The 13,836-nt window shown below is 71.0% G+C and carries 12 protein-coding genes and 1 pseudogene; 10 read left to right on the forward strand and 3 right to left on the reverse strand.

The genetic code is table 11. The features are described 5' to 3' along the window. Positions 1–3: 3 nt before the first annotated feature. From ACG83_RS15800 to ACG83_RS15810, 3 genes and pseudogenes are all read right to left on the reverse strand, one after another. Positions 4–549 carry a transcriptional regulator gene (locus tag ACG83_RS15800; RefSeq protein WP_006542416.1) on the reverse strand — a complete coding sequence of 182 codons (546 nt, stop codon included), beginning with the start codon at positions 547–549 and terminating at the stop codon, positions 4–6. A gap of 323 nt (positions 550–872) precedes the next feature. Next, positions 873–2,356, reverse strand: a pseudogene (glpK, locus tag ACG83_RS15805) (glycerol kinase GlpK). A gap of 417 nt (positions 2,357–2,773) precedes the next feature. Continuing rightward, positions 2,774–3,553, reverse strand: a complete 780-nt coding sequence (locus tag ACG83_RS15810) for a hypothetical protein (RefSeq protein WP_235497932.1) — start codon at positions 3,551–3,553, stop codon at positions 2,774–2,776. Between the two features lie 399 nt (positions 3,554–3,952). On the opposite strand from ACG83_RS15810, the gene ACG83_RS15815 reads away from it, so the two are divergent. The 10 genes from ACG83_RS15815 to glgA all read left to right on the forward strand — a co-directional run bounded on the left by ACG83_RS15815 (position 3,953) and on the right by glgA (position 13,576). Then, on the forward strand, positions 3,953–4,786 hold the full coding sequence (locus ACG83_RS15815) for a metalloregulator ArsR/SmtB family transcription factor (protein WP_054566954.1): 834 nt from the start codon (positions 3,953–3,955) through the stop codon (positions 4,784–4,786). Then, positions 4,783–6,195, forward strand: coding sequence for a Fe-S cluster assembly protein SufB (sufB, locus tag ACG83_RS15820; protein WP_054566955.1), 1,413 nt, complete (start codon positions 4,783–4,785; stop codon positions 6,193–6,195). Before ACG83_RS15815 ends, sufB begins: the two co-directional genes overlap by 4 nt. Beyond that, entirely contained in the window at positions 6,195–7,340 is a 1,146-nt protein-coding gene (sufD, locus tag ACG83_RS15825) for a Fe-S cluster assembly protein SufD (protein WP_054566956.1), read from the forward strand. Before sufB ends, sufD begins: the two co-directional genes overlap by 1 nt. Then, complete coding sequence (locus ACG83_RS15830) at positions 7,337–7,741, forward strand: non-heme iron oxygenase ferredoxin subunit (RefSeq protein WP_076825466.1); 405 nt, start codon at positions 7,337–7,339, stop codon at positions 7,739–7,741. Before sufD ends, ACG83_RS15830 begins: the two co-directional genes overlap by 4 nt. Before the next feature lie 8 nt (positions 7,742–7,749). Continuing rightward, a complete protein-coding gene (gene sufC / locus ACG83_RS15835; RefSeq protein WP_054567268.1) occupies positions 7,750–8,538 on the forward strand; it encodes a Fe-S cluster assembly ATPase SufC in 789 nt (262 codons plus the stop codon). Next, positions 8,535–9,860, forward strand: coding sequence for a cysteine desulfurase (locus tag ACG83_RS15840; RefSeq protein WP_054566957.1), 1,326 nt, complete (start codon positions 8,535–8,537; stop codon positions 9,858–9,860). The genes sufC and ACG83_RS15840 overlap by 4 nt, the downstream gene beginning before the upstream one ends. Next, the gene (sufU, locus tag ACG83_RS15845; protein WP_054566958.1) at positions 9,857–10,324 is read left to right on the forward strand and encodes a Fe-S cluster assembly sulfur transfer protein SufU; all 468 of its coding nucleotides are present in this window, start codon (positions 9,857–9,859) and stop codon (positions 10,322–10,324) included. Before ACG83_RS15840 ends, sufU begins: the two co-directional genes overlap by 4 nt. Before the next feature lie 2 nt (positions 10,325–10,326). After that, positions 10,327–10,821, forward strand: a complete 495-nt coding sequence (locus ACG83_RS15850) for a metal-sulfur cluster assembly factor (RefSeq protein ID WP_054566959.1) — start codon at positions 10,327–10,329, stop codon at positions 10,819–10,821. Positions 10,822–11,045: 224 nt separating this feature from the next. Then, entirely contained in the window at positions 11,046–12,284 is a 1,239-nt protein-coding gene (gene glgC, locus ACG83_RS15855) for a glucose-1-phosphate adenylyltransferase (RefSeq protein ID WP_054566960.1), read from the forward strand. A gap of 101 nt (positions 12,285–12,385) precedes the next feature. Then, entirely contained in the window at positions 12,386–13,576 is a 1,191-nt protein-coding gene (gene glgA, locus ACG83_RS15860) for a glycogen synthase (RefSeq protein ID WP_054566961.1), read from the forward strand. Positions 13,577–13,836 lie beyond the last annotated feature (260 nt).

The following is a 13,836-nucleotide window of genomic DNA, read 5'->3' on the forward strand; positions in this document are numbered from 1 at the left end:
GCCTCAGTGGCGGGGCTGGGAGCGTGCCGGCCGGACCACGGGCGACCGCCGGCGCACGGTGGTGGGAGCCGCGTCGTCGGGCTCGATCAACGTGCCCCAGGCGCCGAGGCGTTCGTAGAGGACGGCCGGGGTGGTGCTGTACAGGCGGGACAGCGACTGCAGGTCCGATCGCCGCAGGCGCAGCACATCGCGGGAACTGTCCGACCGCAGCACCTGCACGATCGCGATCCACCGGCGCAGCGGGCCGGTCCGCGTCGGCGGCAGCTTCCGCAGCCTGCGCAGATCGATGACGAGCGGGGGCAGGTCGTCGGTCTCGCGGCGTTCGACCGGCGGCGGGACCAGCAGGGTGGCCGGCACGTCATAGAGCTCCGCGAGCTCGACGAGCCGGTGCACCCGCAGGGTGCGGCTGCCGCGTTCGTAGGCGCCGAGGGTCCCGGCGGTCCACCGGCCTTCGGTACGTTCCTGGACGTCGAGGAGGGACAGGCCACGTCGGTTGCGGGCCGCCCGCAGGCGGCGGCCGAGTTCCAGGGCGTAGTCCGCGTCGGTCACGGTCTCCGTCCGGGGGTTAGGTGCGCGGCGAGGAGACGCCAACCGCCCCCTGTTACAGGTTGGCAAAAATCGCGTCGCCGGACAGCCGCTTTTCTCAATTCGGCGCGATCTACCGTTGGCTTTAAGTGGTCCTGCGGCGTTGTCCGGGTGTGGGACATGATGGTCCGTCGTGTGGGAACTCGGTTAAACGCGGGCGGATCGCCCGTCCGCCCACCAGCTCATGGCCCGACCGCCCGCGGGCCGGCCAGGTCGGTCGCGAGCGGGGCCGGTCAGGTCGGTCGCTGGCCGGCCGGGCCGGGCCGGTCAGTCGCGAGCCGGGCCGGTCAGTCGCGGTCCCAGCCCCGGGAGCGCTCGACGGCGCGCAGCCACTGGCCGTACAGCTCCTCGCGCCGGTCGGCGCTCATGGACGGCTGGTATCTGACCGCCGGGCGTCGAGCTCGTCGCGCCCCGAGTACAGGCCGGTCGCCAGCCCTGCGAGGTAGCCCGAGCCGAGCGCGGTCGTCTCGGTGTTCTCCGGGACGTCCACCTCGATCCCGAGGATGTCGGCCTGGAACTGCATCAGCCACGGGTTGCTCGCCGCGCCGCCGTCCGCCCGCAGCTCGGTGACGGTCACTCCGGCGCCGGCGGCCATCTCCTCGACGACGTCCCTGGTCCGGTAGGCGATGGCCTCGAGCACCGCCCGGGCCAGGTGCGCCCGGCCGGTGGCCCGGGTGAGGCCGATGATCATCCCGCGGGCCCGTGGATCCCAGTGCGGTGCGCCGAGCCCGGCGAGCGCGGGGACGAAGTAGACGCCGTCGTTGCTCTCCAGCGACGCGGCCAGCGGCGCGGTCTGGGCGCTGTCGGAGATCACGCCGAGGGAGTCCCGCAGCCACTGCACCGCGGACCCGGTCGACAGGATCGCACCCTCCAGCGCGTACGCCGGCGGCTCACCGTCGAGCCCGAAGGCGACGGTGCGCAGCAGGGAGGACTGCGGGGGCGGCAGTGCCGGGCCCGTGTTCACCAGCACGAACGACCCGGTGCCGTAGGTGTTCTTGGCCTGCCCGGGGTCGAAGCAGCCCTGGGCGAACAGCGCCGCCTGCTGGTCACCGACGATCGCGGCGATCGGCACCTCGACACCGAGGAAGACCTCGCGGTCGGTGTGGGCGTAGACCTTCGAGCTGGGCACGATCCGCGGCAGCGGCTCGGGCGGCACGTCCAGCAGCTCGAGCAGCTCGGGTGACCAGTCGCCGCGGGCCAGGTCGAACAGCATCGTGCGGGAGGCGTTGGTGACGTCGGTGATGTGGGCCCGACCGCCTGTCAGGCGCCAGACGAGCCAGGAGTCGACCGTCCCGAACGCGACCCGGCCCGCCGCGGCCTCCCGCCGGGCGCCGGGCACGTGGTCGAGCACCCAGGCGGCCTTCGTCCCGGAGAAGTACGGGTCGAGCACCAGGCCGGTGCGTTCCCCGACGAGCTCGCCGTGACCGGCCGCGGCCAGGCGCTCGCAGGCCCCCGCCGTGCGCCGGTCCTGCCAGACGATGGCCGGGTACAGCGGCCGCCCGGTGCTGCGCTCCCACAGCACGGTGGTCTCGCGCTGGTTGGTGATGCCGATCGCGGCCAGGTCGGACGGGCGCCGCCCCGCGTCGGCCAGCGCGTCGGCGACCGCCGCGACGACGCTGTCCAGCAGTTCCTGGGGGTCCTGCTCGACCCAGCCGGGGCGGGGGAAGGACACACCGATCGGGCGGTGGCCGCGACCGACGACGCCGGCCTCGTCGTCGAGAAGGCAGACCGTGGTGCCGCTGGTCCCCTGGTCCACTGCTGCCACGAGCATCGCCGCGCTCCTCCGAGGCCGATCCGCGAGCCGGGTCCAGCAGGCCGCGGCTCGTCACCGAGCCGGCCAGTCACTGAGCCGGACGGCCCCACCACGCCGGACGACCACGGTAGACGACGGATCCAGCGACGCGCCTCAGTGGCTCCTTATCCACATCTGGTGACGGTGTGTGATGTCGGGATGCGCTGTCGGTCCGAGCCAACCCGCCGCACGGCGACCCGCCCGGGACCCCGAGCCCCCGGACAGCACCAGCAGTTCACCTCAAGAGGGCCAAAAGGGGCGCAGATTCGCCTGGTGATCCGCAAGAAAGAAGGATTTCGGTCGTCGGAACAACCGAAATCCTTCACTCTTGCGATCCGCCAAACCGGGCCACCGGGCTACCGGGGGGCTACCGGATACGGATCAGCAGAGGATGGATCAGGAGAGTGAGGCGAGGTCGACGGCGCCGGCCGGCGCCGTGATCGAGACCTTGGCGCCGTAGTCGGAGAACTCCATCCGGCCCTGCTCACCGTTCAGCATGTCCAGGCGCAGCGGGACGGGGTCGCCGGTGTTGGCCGCCCACAGCCGGGTTCCCTCCGCGCTGCCCGCCGCGACCGCCTGGCGGCCGGCGAGGTCCTCGGTGGTGACCTTGCCGTCCAGCGCCGCCACGTACTCGCCGATGGCCATGGCGAACCCCTCGATCGTGAAGAGGCGGTACTGCTCGGCGTCCTCCGCCGGGAGCCGTACCCATTTGTCGGCCAGCAGGTCGGCCGCGTCACCTTCGCCGATCGACTCGTAGTAGGCGCGGCTGCCCTTGGTGTAGGTGTCGTCCGCCACCTTCACGATCTCGGTGACGACGGAGCCGGAGGTGATGGTGCCCCGGGCCGACGAGCCCGACAACACCAGGTCGTAGCGGGTCGACCCCTCGGCGGACGGGTCCTGGGCGGTGCCGACGACGTGCACGCTGCCGGCGGAGTTCAACGCCTCGACGGAGCGCGTTCCCACCTCGGCCGCGGACGCGTCCTGCAGGCCGTTGGTCTCCTCGCCACCGCAGGCCGCGAGGGCCAGGACCATCGCCGCGACGACGGCCACGACCCGGCCGGCGGCTCGCCGGGTGACCAGGCCGGTCCGGCCGATGCCCGCCCGGCCGATGCCCGCCCGGCCGATGCCCGCCCGGCGGATGCCCGCCTGGCCTGGGCTCGGCCAGTCCGTGCCCACCCGAAGTGTGGCTGTTCGCTGTGGGACAGGTCGCAGTGCGGCCGATCCGGCCGGCCCGGCCGGCCGCCCGGTGGCGGGTCGTGAGGCCGCCGGCCGCGGGGCGGTTGGCCGCGGCGCGCTGTCAAGGTCGCCGCCGCGGTCATCGGGGTCACGGTCGCGGTCAATAGCGCGAATCGTCCGCATCTGCAGGTCGCCCTCCTGTGCCGTGGCGTGCGAGGCGAAGTCTCCCATCCCCCGGATGGGCCGGTTCTGGGTGGGTACCGGGTGATCGGTCCCGTTGCGATGGAGACGCCCTGTCAGCTGTCGGTGATCCGGCGTCATGAAGGACGTCGCGCGGGCGACGGGTGATCTCGGGCTCCTCGGTTCGACCGCGTCACGGAAATAGGGCACACTGGTGTTGTGAAATCCGAGCAGGAGGCCCCTACGGGTGCGGCGTCCACGGGTGTGACCGACGGTCGCACCCGTGATCGTGTCGTGCGCCTTCTGCTCGAGCGCGGCCCGTCGACGGCCGCCGATCTCTCCCACGAGCTCGGCCTGTCACCCGCCGCCGTCCGCCGGCATCTGGACGCGATGACCTCGGACGGCACCATCACGACCGCCTCGGCCGTGGCACGTGGCCCACGCGGGCGGGGTCGTCCGGCCAGGCGCTACGCGCTGACCGAGGCCGGGCACCGGGCCGGGCCGACGGCCTACTCCGATCTCGCGGCCAACGCGCTGAGCTTCCTCGCGAAGGCCTGCGGCCCGGACGCGGTGGCCGAGTTCGCCCGGGCTCGCGGAGTCGACCTGGAACGCCAGATCCGCGACGAGGTCGTCGCGGTCCCGCCGGCGGAACGCCCGGAGGCGATCGCCGCGGCCATGACCCAGGCCGGGTACACCGCCAGCGTCTCCGAGCTGCCGTCCGGCACCCAGATCTGTCAGCATCACTGCCCCGTCCAGCACGTGGCCGAGCAGTTCCCGGCCCTGTGCGAGGCCGAGACGGCGATGCTGTCGCGCCTGCTCGACACCCACGTGCAGCGGCTGGCGACGATCGCCCATGGCGACGGCGTCTGCACCACGCACATCCCGGTGATCCCCGTGGAGGCGATCACGGTGCTTCCCCCACCGTCAGCGGGGGGCGCCGTGGCCGCCGAGCCCGGGCCGGCGCCGGCCAGGTCGGCACAGGGTGCATCGCCCGACATGGCCCCGTCCGGGCAGACATCACAACCATCCAATATTTCGGAAGGTTCTCTATGACCACCTCTGCCGAGACCGCCCTTGAGGGCCTTGGCTCCTACCGGTTCGGCTGGGCAGACACGGACGCCTACGCCGTCGACGTGGAACGCGGCCTCTCCGAAGCAGTCGTGCGCAGCATCTCGGCAAAGAAGAGCGAGCAGTCCTGGATGACGGATCTGCGGCTCAAGGGGCTGAAGCTGTTCGAGCGCAAGCCCATGCCGACCTGGGGCGCCGACCTGTCCGGCATCGACTTCGACAACATCAAGTACTTCGTCCGCTCGACGGAGAAGCAGGCCGCCGACTGGGACGAGCTGCCCGAGGACATCCGCGCCACCTATGACCGGCTCGGCATCCCCGAGGCGGAGAAGCAGCGCCTGATCGCCGGTGTGGCGGCGCAGTACGAGTCCGAGGTCGTCTACCACAAGATCCGTGAGGACCTCGAGGAGCAGGGTGTCATCTTCCTCGACACCGACTCGGGCCTGCGGGAGCACCCGGAGATCTTCCAGGAGTACTTCGGTTCGGTGATCCCGGTCGGCGACAACAAGTTCGCCGCGCTGAACACCGCCGTGTGGTCCGGTGGCTCCTTCATCTACGTGCCGCCGGGCGTGCACGTGGAGATCCCGCTGCAGGCCTACTTCCGGATCAACACCGAGAACATGGGCCAGTTCGAGCGGACGCTGATCATCGTCGACGAGGGCGCGTACGTCCACTACGTCGAGGGCTGCACCGCGCCGGTCTACTCGTCCGACTCGCTGCACTCCGCGGTGGTCGAGATCATCGTGAAGAAGAACGCGCGCTGCCGTTACACGACCATCCAGAACTGGTCGAACAACGTCTACAACCTGGTGACCAAGCGGGCCGCGTGCCACGAGGGCGCCACCATGGAGTGGATCGACGGCAACATCGGCTCCAAGGTGACGATGAAGTACCCGGCCGTGTGGATGCTCGGCGAGCAGGCCCACGGCGAGGTGCTCTCGGTCGCCTTCGCAGGTGAGGGCCAGCACCAGGACGCCGGCGCCAAGATGGTGCACGCCGCGCCGCGCACGTCGTCCACCATCGTGTCGAAGTCCGTCGCCCGCGGCGGCGGCCGGACCTCGTACCGTGGCCTGGTCCAGATCAACGAGGGCTCGCACTCCGCGAAGTCGACGGTGAAGTGCGACGCGCTGCTGGTCGACACGGTCAGCCGCTCCGACACCTACCCGTATGTCGACGTCCGCGAGGACGACGCCTCCATCGGGCACGAGGCCAGTGTCTCCAAGGTCGGCGAGGACCAGCTCTTCTACCTGATGAGCCGTGGTCTGTCCGAGGAGGAGGCCATGGCGATGGTGGTGCGTGGCTTCATCGAGCCGATCGCGCGCGAGCTGCCCATGGAGTACGCCCTCGAACTCAACCGGCTCATCGAGCTCCAGATGGAAGGCGCAGTCGGCTGATGGCCGTCATCGATGCCACGGGACGCCCTCCCGCGCAGGCTGGCGCAGCTCCGCGTCCCGTCCGGTCCCGTGACCCCGAGGACCACGCAGTACCCGGCGGCCGTGAGGAGGCGTGGCGGTTCACCCCGCTGCGCCGCCTGCGCGGCCTGCTGAACGGCCCGGCCGCCGACAGCACGATCGACGTGAAGGTCTCCGCGCCGGAAGGCGTGGAGATCGAGCGGCTCGCGCCGACCGACTCCCGGATCGGCCGCGTGCTCACCCCGGCCGACCGCCCGGCGGCGTTCGCCATGGCCCGGTCCGACGGCGGCCTGTCCGTCACCGTCCCGGCCGAGGCGGCGCTGACCGAGCCGGTCGTCATCCGCCTCGGCGGCAACGGCGGGGTCAGCTATGAGCACGTGCTCGTCGAGCTGGGCCCGTTCGCCACCGCGACGGTCGTGCTCGACCACGTCGGCAGCGCCACCTTCGCCGGCAACGTCGAGGTGTACATCGGCCACGGCGCCGCGCTGACGTTCGTCACCGTCCAGGACTGGGCCGACGACACCGTCCACCTGGGGGCGCACGCCTACTCGGTGGGGCGCGACGCCCGCCTGCGCTCGTTCACGGTGACCCTCGGCGGCGACCTGGTGCGGCTCAACCCGACGGTGGAGTACCGCGGGCCCGGCGGTGACGCCGAGCTCTACGGCCTGTTCTTCACCGAGGCCGGCCAGCACCAGGAGCACCGCCTGTACGTCGACCACCAGGCGCGGAACTGCCGCAGCCGGGTCGCCTACAAGGGCGCGCTGCAGGGCGACGGGGCGCACGCGGTGTGGATCGGCGACGTGATGATCGGCGCCGACGCCGTCGGCACCGACACCTATGAGCTGAACCGCAACCTGGTGCTCACCGACGGCGCGCGCGCCGACTCGGTGCCCAACCTGGAGATCCTCACCGGCGAGGTGGTCGGCGCGGGTCACGCGAGTGCCACCGGCCGGTTCGACGACGAGTCGCTGTTCTACCTGATGTCGCGCGGCATCCCCGCCGACGAGGCGCGCCGGCTCGTGGTCCGCGGCTTCTTCGCCGAGATCGTGGACCGGATCGACATCCCCGAGCTGCGCGAGCGCATCATGGCGAGGGTCGAGGCGGAGCTGGCGGCGGTGGGCGTATGACCCCGTCGAACAGCCCGGCCAGCACGGCCGCCGCCGGCACCGACAGCACGGCCGGTGCCGCTGACAGCGGCGGGCCGGCCTGGCGGCGGGCCTGCGCCGCCTCCGACCTGGCCGACGAGTCCGCGCTCGGCGTGGAGATCGACGGCCAGCCGGTGTGCGTCGTCCGGTCGGGCGGCCGGTTCTACGCCGTGCGGGACGAGTGCTCGCACGCCGAGGTGATGCTCTCCGAGGGTGAGGTCGAGAACGGCCTCATCGAATGCTGGTTGCACGGCTCCCAGTTCGACCTGACCACGGGTGAGCCGACCAGCCTGCCGGCGATCGAACCGGTGCCCACCTACCCAGTGACCATCGACGGCGACGACGTCCTCGTCGACCTTCACACGAACCCGAAGCGAGGGTGACGACAGCGGTGTCTGTTCTCGAGATCCGCAACCTGCACGTGTCGGTCGACACCGACACGGACGGCCCGCGCGAGATCCTGCGCGGCGTCGACCTCACCGTCCGCAAGGGCGAGACCCACGCGATCATGGGGCCGAACGGCTCCGGCAAGTCCACGCTCTCCTACTCGATCGCCGGCCACCCGAAGTACACCGTCACCGAGGGCACCGTGACCCTCGACGGCGAGGACGTCCTGGCGATGTCCGTCGACGCGCGGGCGCGGGCCGGGATCTTCCTGGCGATGCAGTACCCGGTCGAGGTGCCCGGCGTCTCGGTGTCGAACTTCCTGCGCTCGTCGGCGACAGCGGTGCGCGGCGAGGCCCCGAAGCTGCGGCTGTGGGTCAAGGAGGTCAAGGAGGCGATGGCCGGGCTGGAGATGGACCCGGCGTTCGCCGAGCGCAGCGTCAACGAGGGCTTCTCCGGCGGTGAGAAGAAGCGCCACGAGATCCTGCAGATGGCGCTGCTCGCGCCGAAGATCGCCATCCTCGACGAGACCGACTCCGGCCTGGACGTCGACGCGCTGCGCATCGTCTCCGGTGGCATCGAGGCGGTGCGGGCAAAGGGGGAGACGGGCATCCTGCTCATCACCCACTACACCCGCATCCTGCGGTACGTGAAGCCCGAGTTCGTGCACGTCATGGCGGGCGGGCGGATCGTGGACGCGGGTGGCCCGGAGCTCGCGGCCAAGCTGGAGGAGTCCGGCTACGACAAGTACGTCAAGGCCGCGGATGTCATCGCGCAGCCGGCGGCGGTGTCATGACGATCATCGAGACCCGCCAGCCGGGAACCGTCGCGGCGAGCAGTCTGGGCTTCGACGTCGAGCGGGTCCGTCGCGACTTCCCGATCCTGGCCCGGACCGTGCACGACGGCCTGCCGCTGGTCTACCTCGACAGCGCCGCGACGTCGCAGAAGCCGCTGGCCGTCCTCGACGCCGAGCGGGCCTACTACGAGCGGCACAACGCCAACGTCCACCGCGGTATCCACGTGCTCGCGGAGGAGGCCACCGCCCTTTACGAGGACGCCCGGGACAAGATCGCCGCGTTCGTCGGGGCTCCCGACCGGCGCGAGATCGTGTTCACGAAGAACTCGTCCGAGGCGCTGAACCTCGTCGCCTACGCGATGAGCAACGCGGTGTCGGGTGGGGCGGAGGCGGAGCGGTTCCGTCTCGGCCCCGGCGACGAGGTCGTCATCACCGAGATGGAGCACCACTCCAACCTGGTGCCGTGGCAGATGCTGTGCGCGCGCACCGGCGCGACGCTGCGCTGGATCGGGCTGACCGAGGACGGCCGGCTGGACATCGCGCACCTCGACGAGGTCATCACCGAGCGGGCGAAGGTCGTCTCCTTCGTGCACCAGTCCAACATCCTGGGCACGGTGAACCCGGTCGCGAAGATCGTCGCCCGGGCCCGCGAGGTCGGTGCGCTCACCGTGCTCGACGGCTCGCAGTCGGTGCCGCACATGCCGATCGACGTCGTCGAGCTCGGGGTGGACTTCCTCGCCTTCACCGGGCACAAGATGTGCGGGCCCACCGGCATCGGTGTGCTGTGGGGCCGGCGCGAGCTGCTCGAGGTCATGCCCCCGTTCCTCGGCGGTGGTGAGATGATCGAGGTCGTCACCATGGAGGCCTCGACCTACGCGGCTCCGCCGCACCGCTTCGAGGCCGGCACGCCGATGATCTCCCAGGCGGTCGGGCTCGGTGCGGCGGTCGACTACCTGACCGGGCTGGGCATGGGCGCCATCGCCGCGCACGAGCACGACGTCACCGCGTACGCCATCGACGCCCTGTCGGCCGTGCCGGGCCTGCGGATCATCGGCCCGCCGACGGCGCAGGACCGCGGTGGGGCGATCTCGTTCGTCCTGCGTGACTCCGACGACCGCCCGCTGCACCCGCACGACGTCGGTCAGATCCTCGACGAGCAGGGCATCGCCGTTCGGGTCGGGCACCACTGCGCCCGCCCGGTCTGCCTGCGCTACGGCGTGCCCGCGACGACCCGGGCGTCGTTCCACCTCTACTCGACGACCGCCGAGGTCGACGCCCTGGTGGAAGGACTGGACCAGGTCAGGAGGTTCTTCCTGAGGTGAAGCTCGACTCGATGTACCAGGAGATCATCCTGGACCACTACCGCAACCCGCACCACCGTGGACTGCGCGACCCGTTCGACGCCGAGGTGCACCACGTCAACCCGACCTGTGGCGACGAGGTGACCCTGCGGGTCCGCGTCGCCGACGGTGTCGTGGCGGACGTCTCCTACGAGAGCGAGGGCTGCTCGATCAGCCAGGCCTCGGCCAGCGTGATGGCCGACCTGGTGATCGGGAAGTCGGTGGCGGCGGCGCTGGAGCTCGAACGTGAGTTCCTGGCCCTGATGCAGTCGCGCGGCACCCAGGAAGGTGACGAGGACGTCCTGGAGGACGCGGTGGCGTTCTCGGGTGTGTCCAAGTACCCCGCCCGGGTGAAGTGCGCGCTGCTGTCCTGGATGGCCTGGAAGGATGCGACCGCGCAGGCCACCGGCGCCGCCCAGGCCGCCGTCCCCGAGCAGGAGAAGTAGCCATGAGTGATTCCGTCGCCACCGCCGAGGAGACCGTGGACGCGGTGTCCGCGGGCGAGGCGCCTGCCAGCGAGGCGCCCGTGAGCGAGGCGCCTGCCAGCGAGGCGCCCGCGGCCGCCGAGTCGGCGCAGGCACCTGCGGCAGCGCAGGCCGCCGAGCGGGCCCTGGTCGTGGAGAAGGCGTCGTTCGACGACGTCGAGGAGGCCATGCGCGACGTCGTCGACCCCGAGCTGGGGATCAACGTCGTCGACCTCGGCCTCGTCTACGGCATCAACATCGCCGACGACAACACCGTCACGCTCGACATGACGCTGACCTCGGCGGCCTGCCCGCTGACCGACGTCATCGAGGACCAGACCCGTTCGGCCCTGGTCGACGGGCCGGACAACCTGGTCAACGACGTCCGGATCAACTGGGTCTGGATGCCGCCGTGGGGTCCGGACAAGATCACTGACGATGGTCGCGAGCAGTTGCGGGCGCTCGGCTTCAACGTCTGATCTCCGCGCCGGTGTGATCCAGCCGTCCTCCCGTCGATGACGGGAGACGGCTGGATCGGTTAACTCTTTTGACGTGTAGCTACTGGCGGCCTCGCGCCCTTGTAGGCTCCGGGATGACCGGAATTCGGCGAAACCAGAGCACCTGTCCGGTTGCCGAACGGCCGGTCCCTGCCGGGTCGGATCCATCCCGGATCCGGGCGTACGAGGGGAAGCCGGGCCGAAAAATGCGCAGCCCGCGGGTGCTGGGTCTTGTTTTGGCAGGTGGCGCGGGGCGACGGCTGGCGCCGTTGACCGCTGACCGGGCGAAGCCGGCTGTGCCTTTCGGTGGCATCTACCGCCTGGTCGACTTCGTGCTGTCGAACCTGGTCAACGCCGGGTATCTGCGCATCGCGGTGCTGACCCAGTACAAAAGCCACAGCCTGGACCGGCACATCACCACCACCTGGCGGATGAGCACCCTGCTCGGCAACTACGTGACCCCGGTGCCGGCGCAGCAGCGCCTCGGCCCGCAGTGGTACGCCGGCAGCGCCGACGCCATCCACCAGTCGCTCAACCTGGTCCACGACGAGTCACCCGACATCGTCGTCGTCTTCGGCGCCGATCATGTCTACCGGATGGACCCGCGCCAGATGGTCGCCCAGCACCTGGAGACCGGAGCCGGGGTCACCGTCGCGGGCCTGCGGGTTCCCCGCTCGGAGGGCAGCGAGTTCGGGGTGATCAGCACGGCGCCGGACGGGCTCACCGTCACCGAGTTCCTGGAGAAGCCGGCGAATCCGCCGGGGCTGCCGGGCAGCCCGGACGAGATCTTCGCCTCCATGGGCAACTACGTGTTCACCACCGACGTGCTGATCGACGTCCTGCGCGCCGACGCCGCGAACTCCGACAGCCTGCACGACATGGGCGGGAACATCGTCCCGATGCTGGTCGAGCGGGGCATGGCCGCGGTGTACGACTTCGCCTCCAACGAGGTGCCCGGGGCGCTCGCCCGTGATCGCGGCTACTGGCGCGACGTCGGCACGCTCGACTCCTACTACGAGGCGCACATGGATCTGTGCGCGCTCGACCCGGTGTTCAACCTGTACAACCGCGACTGGCCGATCTACACCAACGTCCCGCCCGTCCCGCCGGCGAAGTTCGTCCACGACGCGCCCGGGCGGGTGGGTGTCGCCATCGACAGCGTCGTCAGCAACGGTGTGATCGTGTCCGGTGGGACCGTGCGGCGCTCGGTGCTGTCACCCGGTGTCCGGGTGAACTCCTGGGCCTCGGTGGAGAACGCGGTCGTGATGGACAACACGGTCATCGGCCGGCGCGCCGTGGTCCGGGACGCGATCCTCGACAAGAACGTCGTGGTACCTCCGGGTGCGAGTGTCGGGGTCGACAAGAAGCACGATCTGGATCGTGGCTACCAGGTCAGCGCGGGTGGAGTGACCGTCGTCGGCAAGGGCGTCACGATCGCCGACTGACCGGCGTCCGCCCCGCCGTCCCGTCCTGTCGCCCCGGCGTCCTGTCGTCCTGTCGAAGAAACCTGTCATACCTGCCGAGCCTGCGGAGGATCGAGAAGCGGATGCGCGTCGCGCTGCTCACCCGGGAGTTCCCGCCGAACGTCTACGGCGGTGCCGGGGTACACGTCGAGTACCTCGCCCGCGAGCTGGCCCAGCTGGTGGAGCTGACCGTCCACCACGAGGGTGACCAGCTTCCGTCCGCCGCTGGCGGTGGCAGCGGCGGCGGCGCGGCCGCGGTGCGGGCGCACCGGCCCTGGCCCGCCCTCGACGGGGCGAACGACGCGCTGCGGATCGCCTCGATGGACCTGTCGATGGCCGCGGCGGTCAACCGGGCCGGTGGCGCCGATGTCGTGCACTCCCACACCTGGTACACCAACCTCGCCGGGCACCTGATCTCGCTGGTCGAGGGCATCGGGCACGTGATGACCGCGCACTCGCTCGAACCGCGCCGGCCGTGGAAGGCCGAACAGCTCGGCGGCGGGTACGCGCTGTCGTCCTGGTGCGAGCGGGTCGCGATCGAGTCCGCGGCGGCCGTCGTGGCGGTCAGCGACGGCATGCGCACCGACATCCTCGACGCCTACCCCGCGGTCGAGCCGGCGCGGGTCCACGTCATCCGCAACGGCATCGACACCGACGAGTACGCCCCCGACCCGGGCACCGACGTCCTCGAGCGGTACGGCGTGGACCCCGACCGCCCGTATGCCGTCTTCGTCGGCCGGATCACCCGGCAGAAGGGCCTGCCGGTCCTGCTGCGCGCCGCCGCGGCGATCGACCCGGCCGCCCAGCTGGTGCTCTGCGCCGGCGCCCCGGACACCGAGGACCTGCACCGCGAGGTCACCGAGCTGGTCGACGGCCTGCGCGCCAGCCGCGGCGGCGTGGTCTGGCTGTCGGGGATGCTCGCCAAGCCCGAGGTCATCCAGCTGCTCTCGCACGCCACCGTGTTCGTCTGCCCGTCGGTCTACGAGCCGCTGGGCATCGTCAACCTGGAGGCGATGGCCTGCGCCACCGCGGTGGTCGCCTCCCGGGTCGGCGGCATCCCGGAGGTCGTCGCGGACGGTTCGACGGGCCTGCTCGTCCCGCCGGACGACCCCGCGGCGCTGGCGGGAGCCGTCAACGAGGTGCTCGCGGACCCCGCCCGCGCCGCCGCGATGGGCCGGGCGGGCCGGGAGCGGGCCGTCGCCGAGTTCGGCTGGGCCGCGGTGGCCGAGCGGACCGCCCGCCTCTATGCCGAGGTCGCGGCCCGACCCGGCTGAGCGGACCGGCGGTCAGCACGGCCCAAGGGACATCCCGCACCGTCGCGCCGCACCAGCAATTCACCTCAAGAGGGATAAAAGGGGCGCCGGGTCGCTTGACCATCCGCAAGGGTTGAGGATCCTGGCTGTCGGAACGACCAAAGTCCTCAACTCTTGCTCAGCAGCAGCCAAAGCTCGAAGTCGGAATGTCGCCGCACACTCGCCGACGATCGCGATCCACTACTCTGCGTGACGTATTGTCTGTGTGCTGTGAGTAGTTC

The organism is Frankia sp. R43 (genome assembly GCF_001306465.1).
Taxonomy (GTDB): Bacteria; Actinomycetota; Actinomycetes; order Frankiales; family Frankiaceae; genus Parafrankia; species Parafrankia irregularis.

What these genes read in the sequence shown, in the direction of transcription:
- sufB (WP_054566955.1), top strand. Translation starts at nt 4,783, where the DNA reads ATGACCACCTCTGCCGAGACCGCCCTTGAGGGCCTTGGCTCCTACCGG.
- glgA (WP_054566961.1), top strand. Translation starts at nt 12,386, where the DNA reads ATGCGCGTCGCGCTGCTCACCCGGGAGTTCCCGCCGAACGTCTACGGC.
- ACG83_RS15850 (WP_054566959.1), top strand. Translation starts at nt 10,327, where the DNA reads ATGAGTGATTCCGTCGCCACCGCCGAGGAGACCGTGGACGCGGTGTCC.
- ACG83_RS15830 (WP_076825466.1), top strand. Translation starts at nt 7,337, where the DNA reads ATGACCCCGTCGAACAGCCCGGCCAGCACGGCCGCCGCCGGCACCGAC.
- ACG83_RS15840 (WP_054566957.1), top strand. Translation starts at nt 8,535, where the DNA reads ATGACGATCATCGAGACCCGCCAGCCGGGAACCGTCGCGGCGAGCAGT.
- sufD (WP_054566956.1), top strand. Translation starts at nt 6,195, where the DNA reads ATGGCCGTCATCGATGCCACGGGACGCCCTCCCGCGCAGGCTGGCGCA.
- glgC (WP_054566960.1), top strand. Translation starts at nt 11,046, where the DNA reads ATGCGCAGCCCGCGGGTGCTGGGTCTTGTTTTGGCAGGTGGCGCGGGG.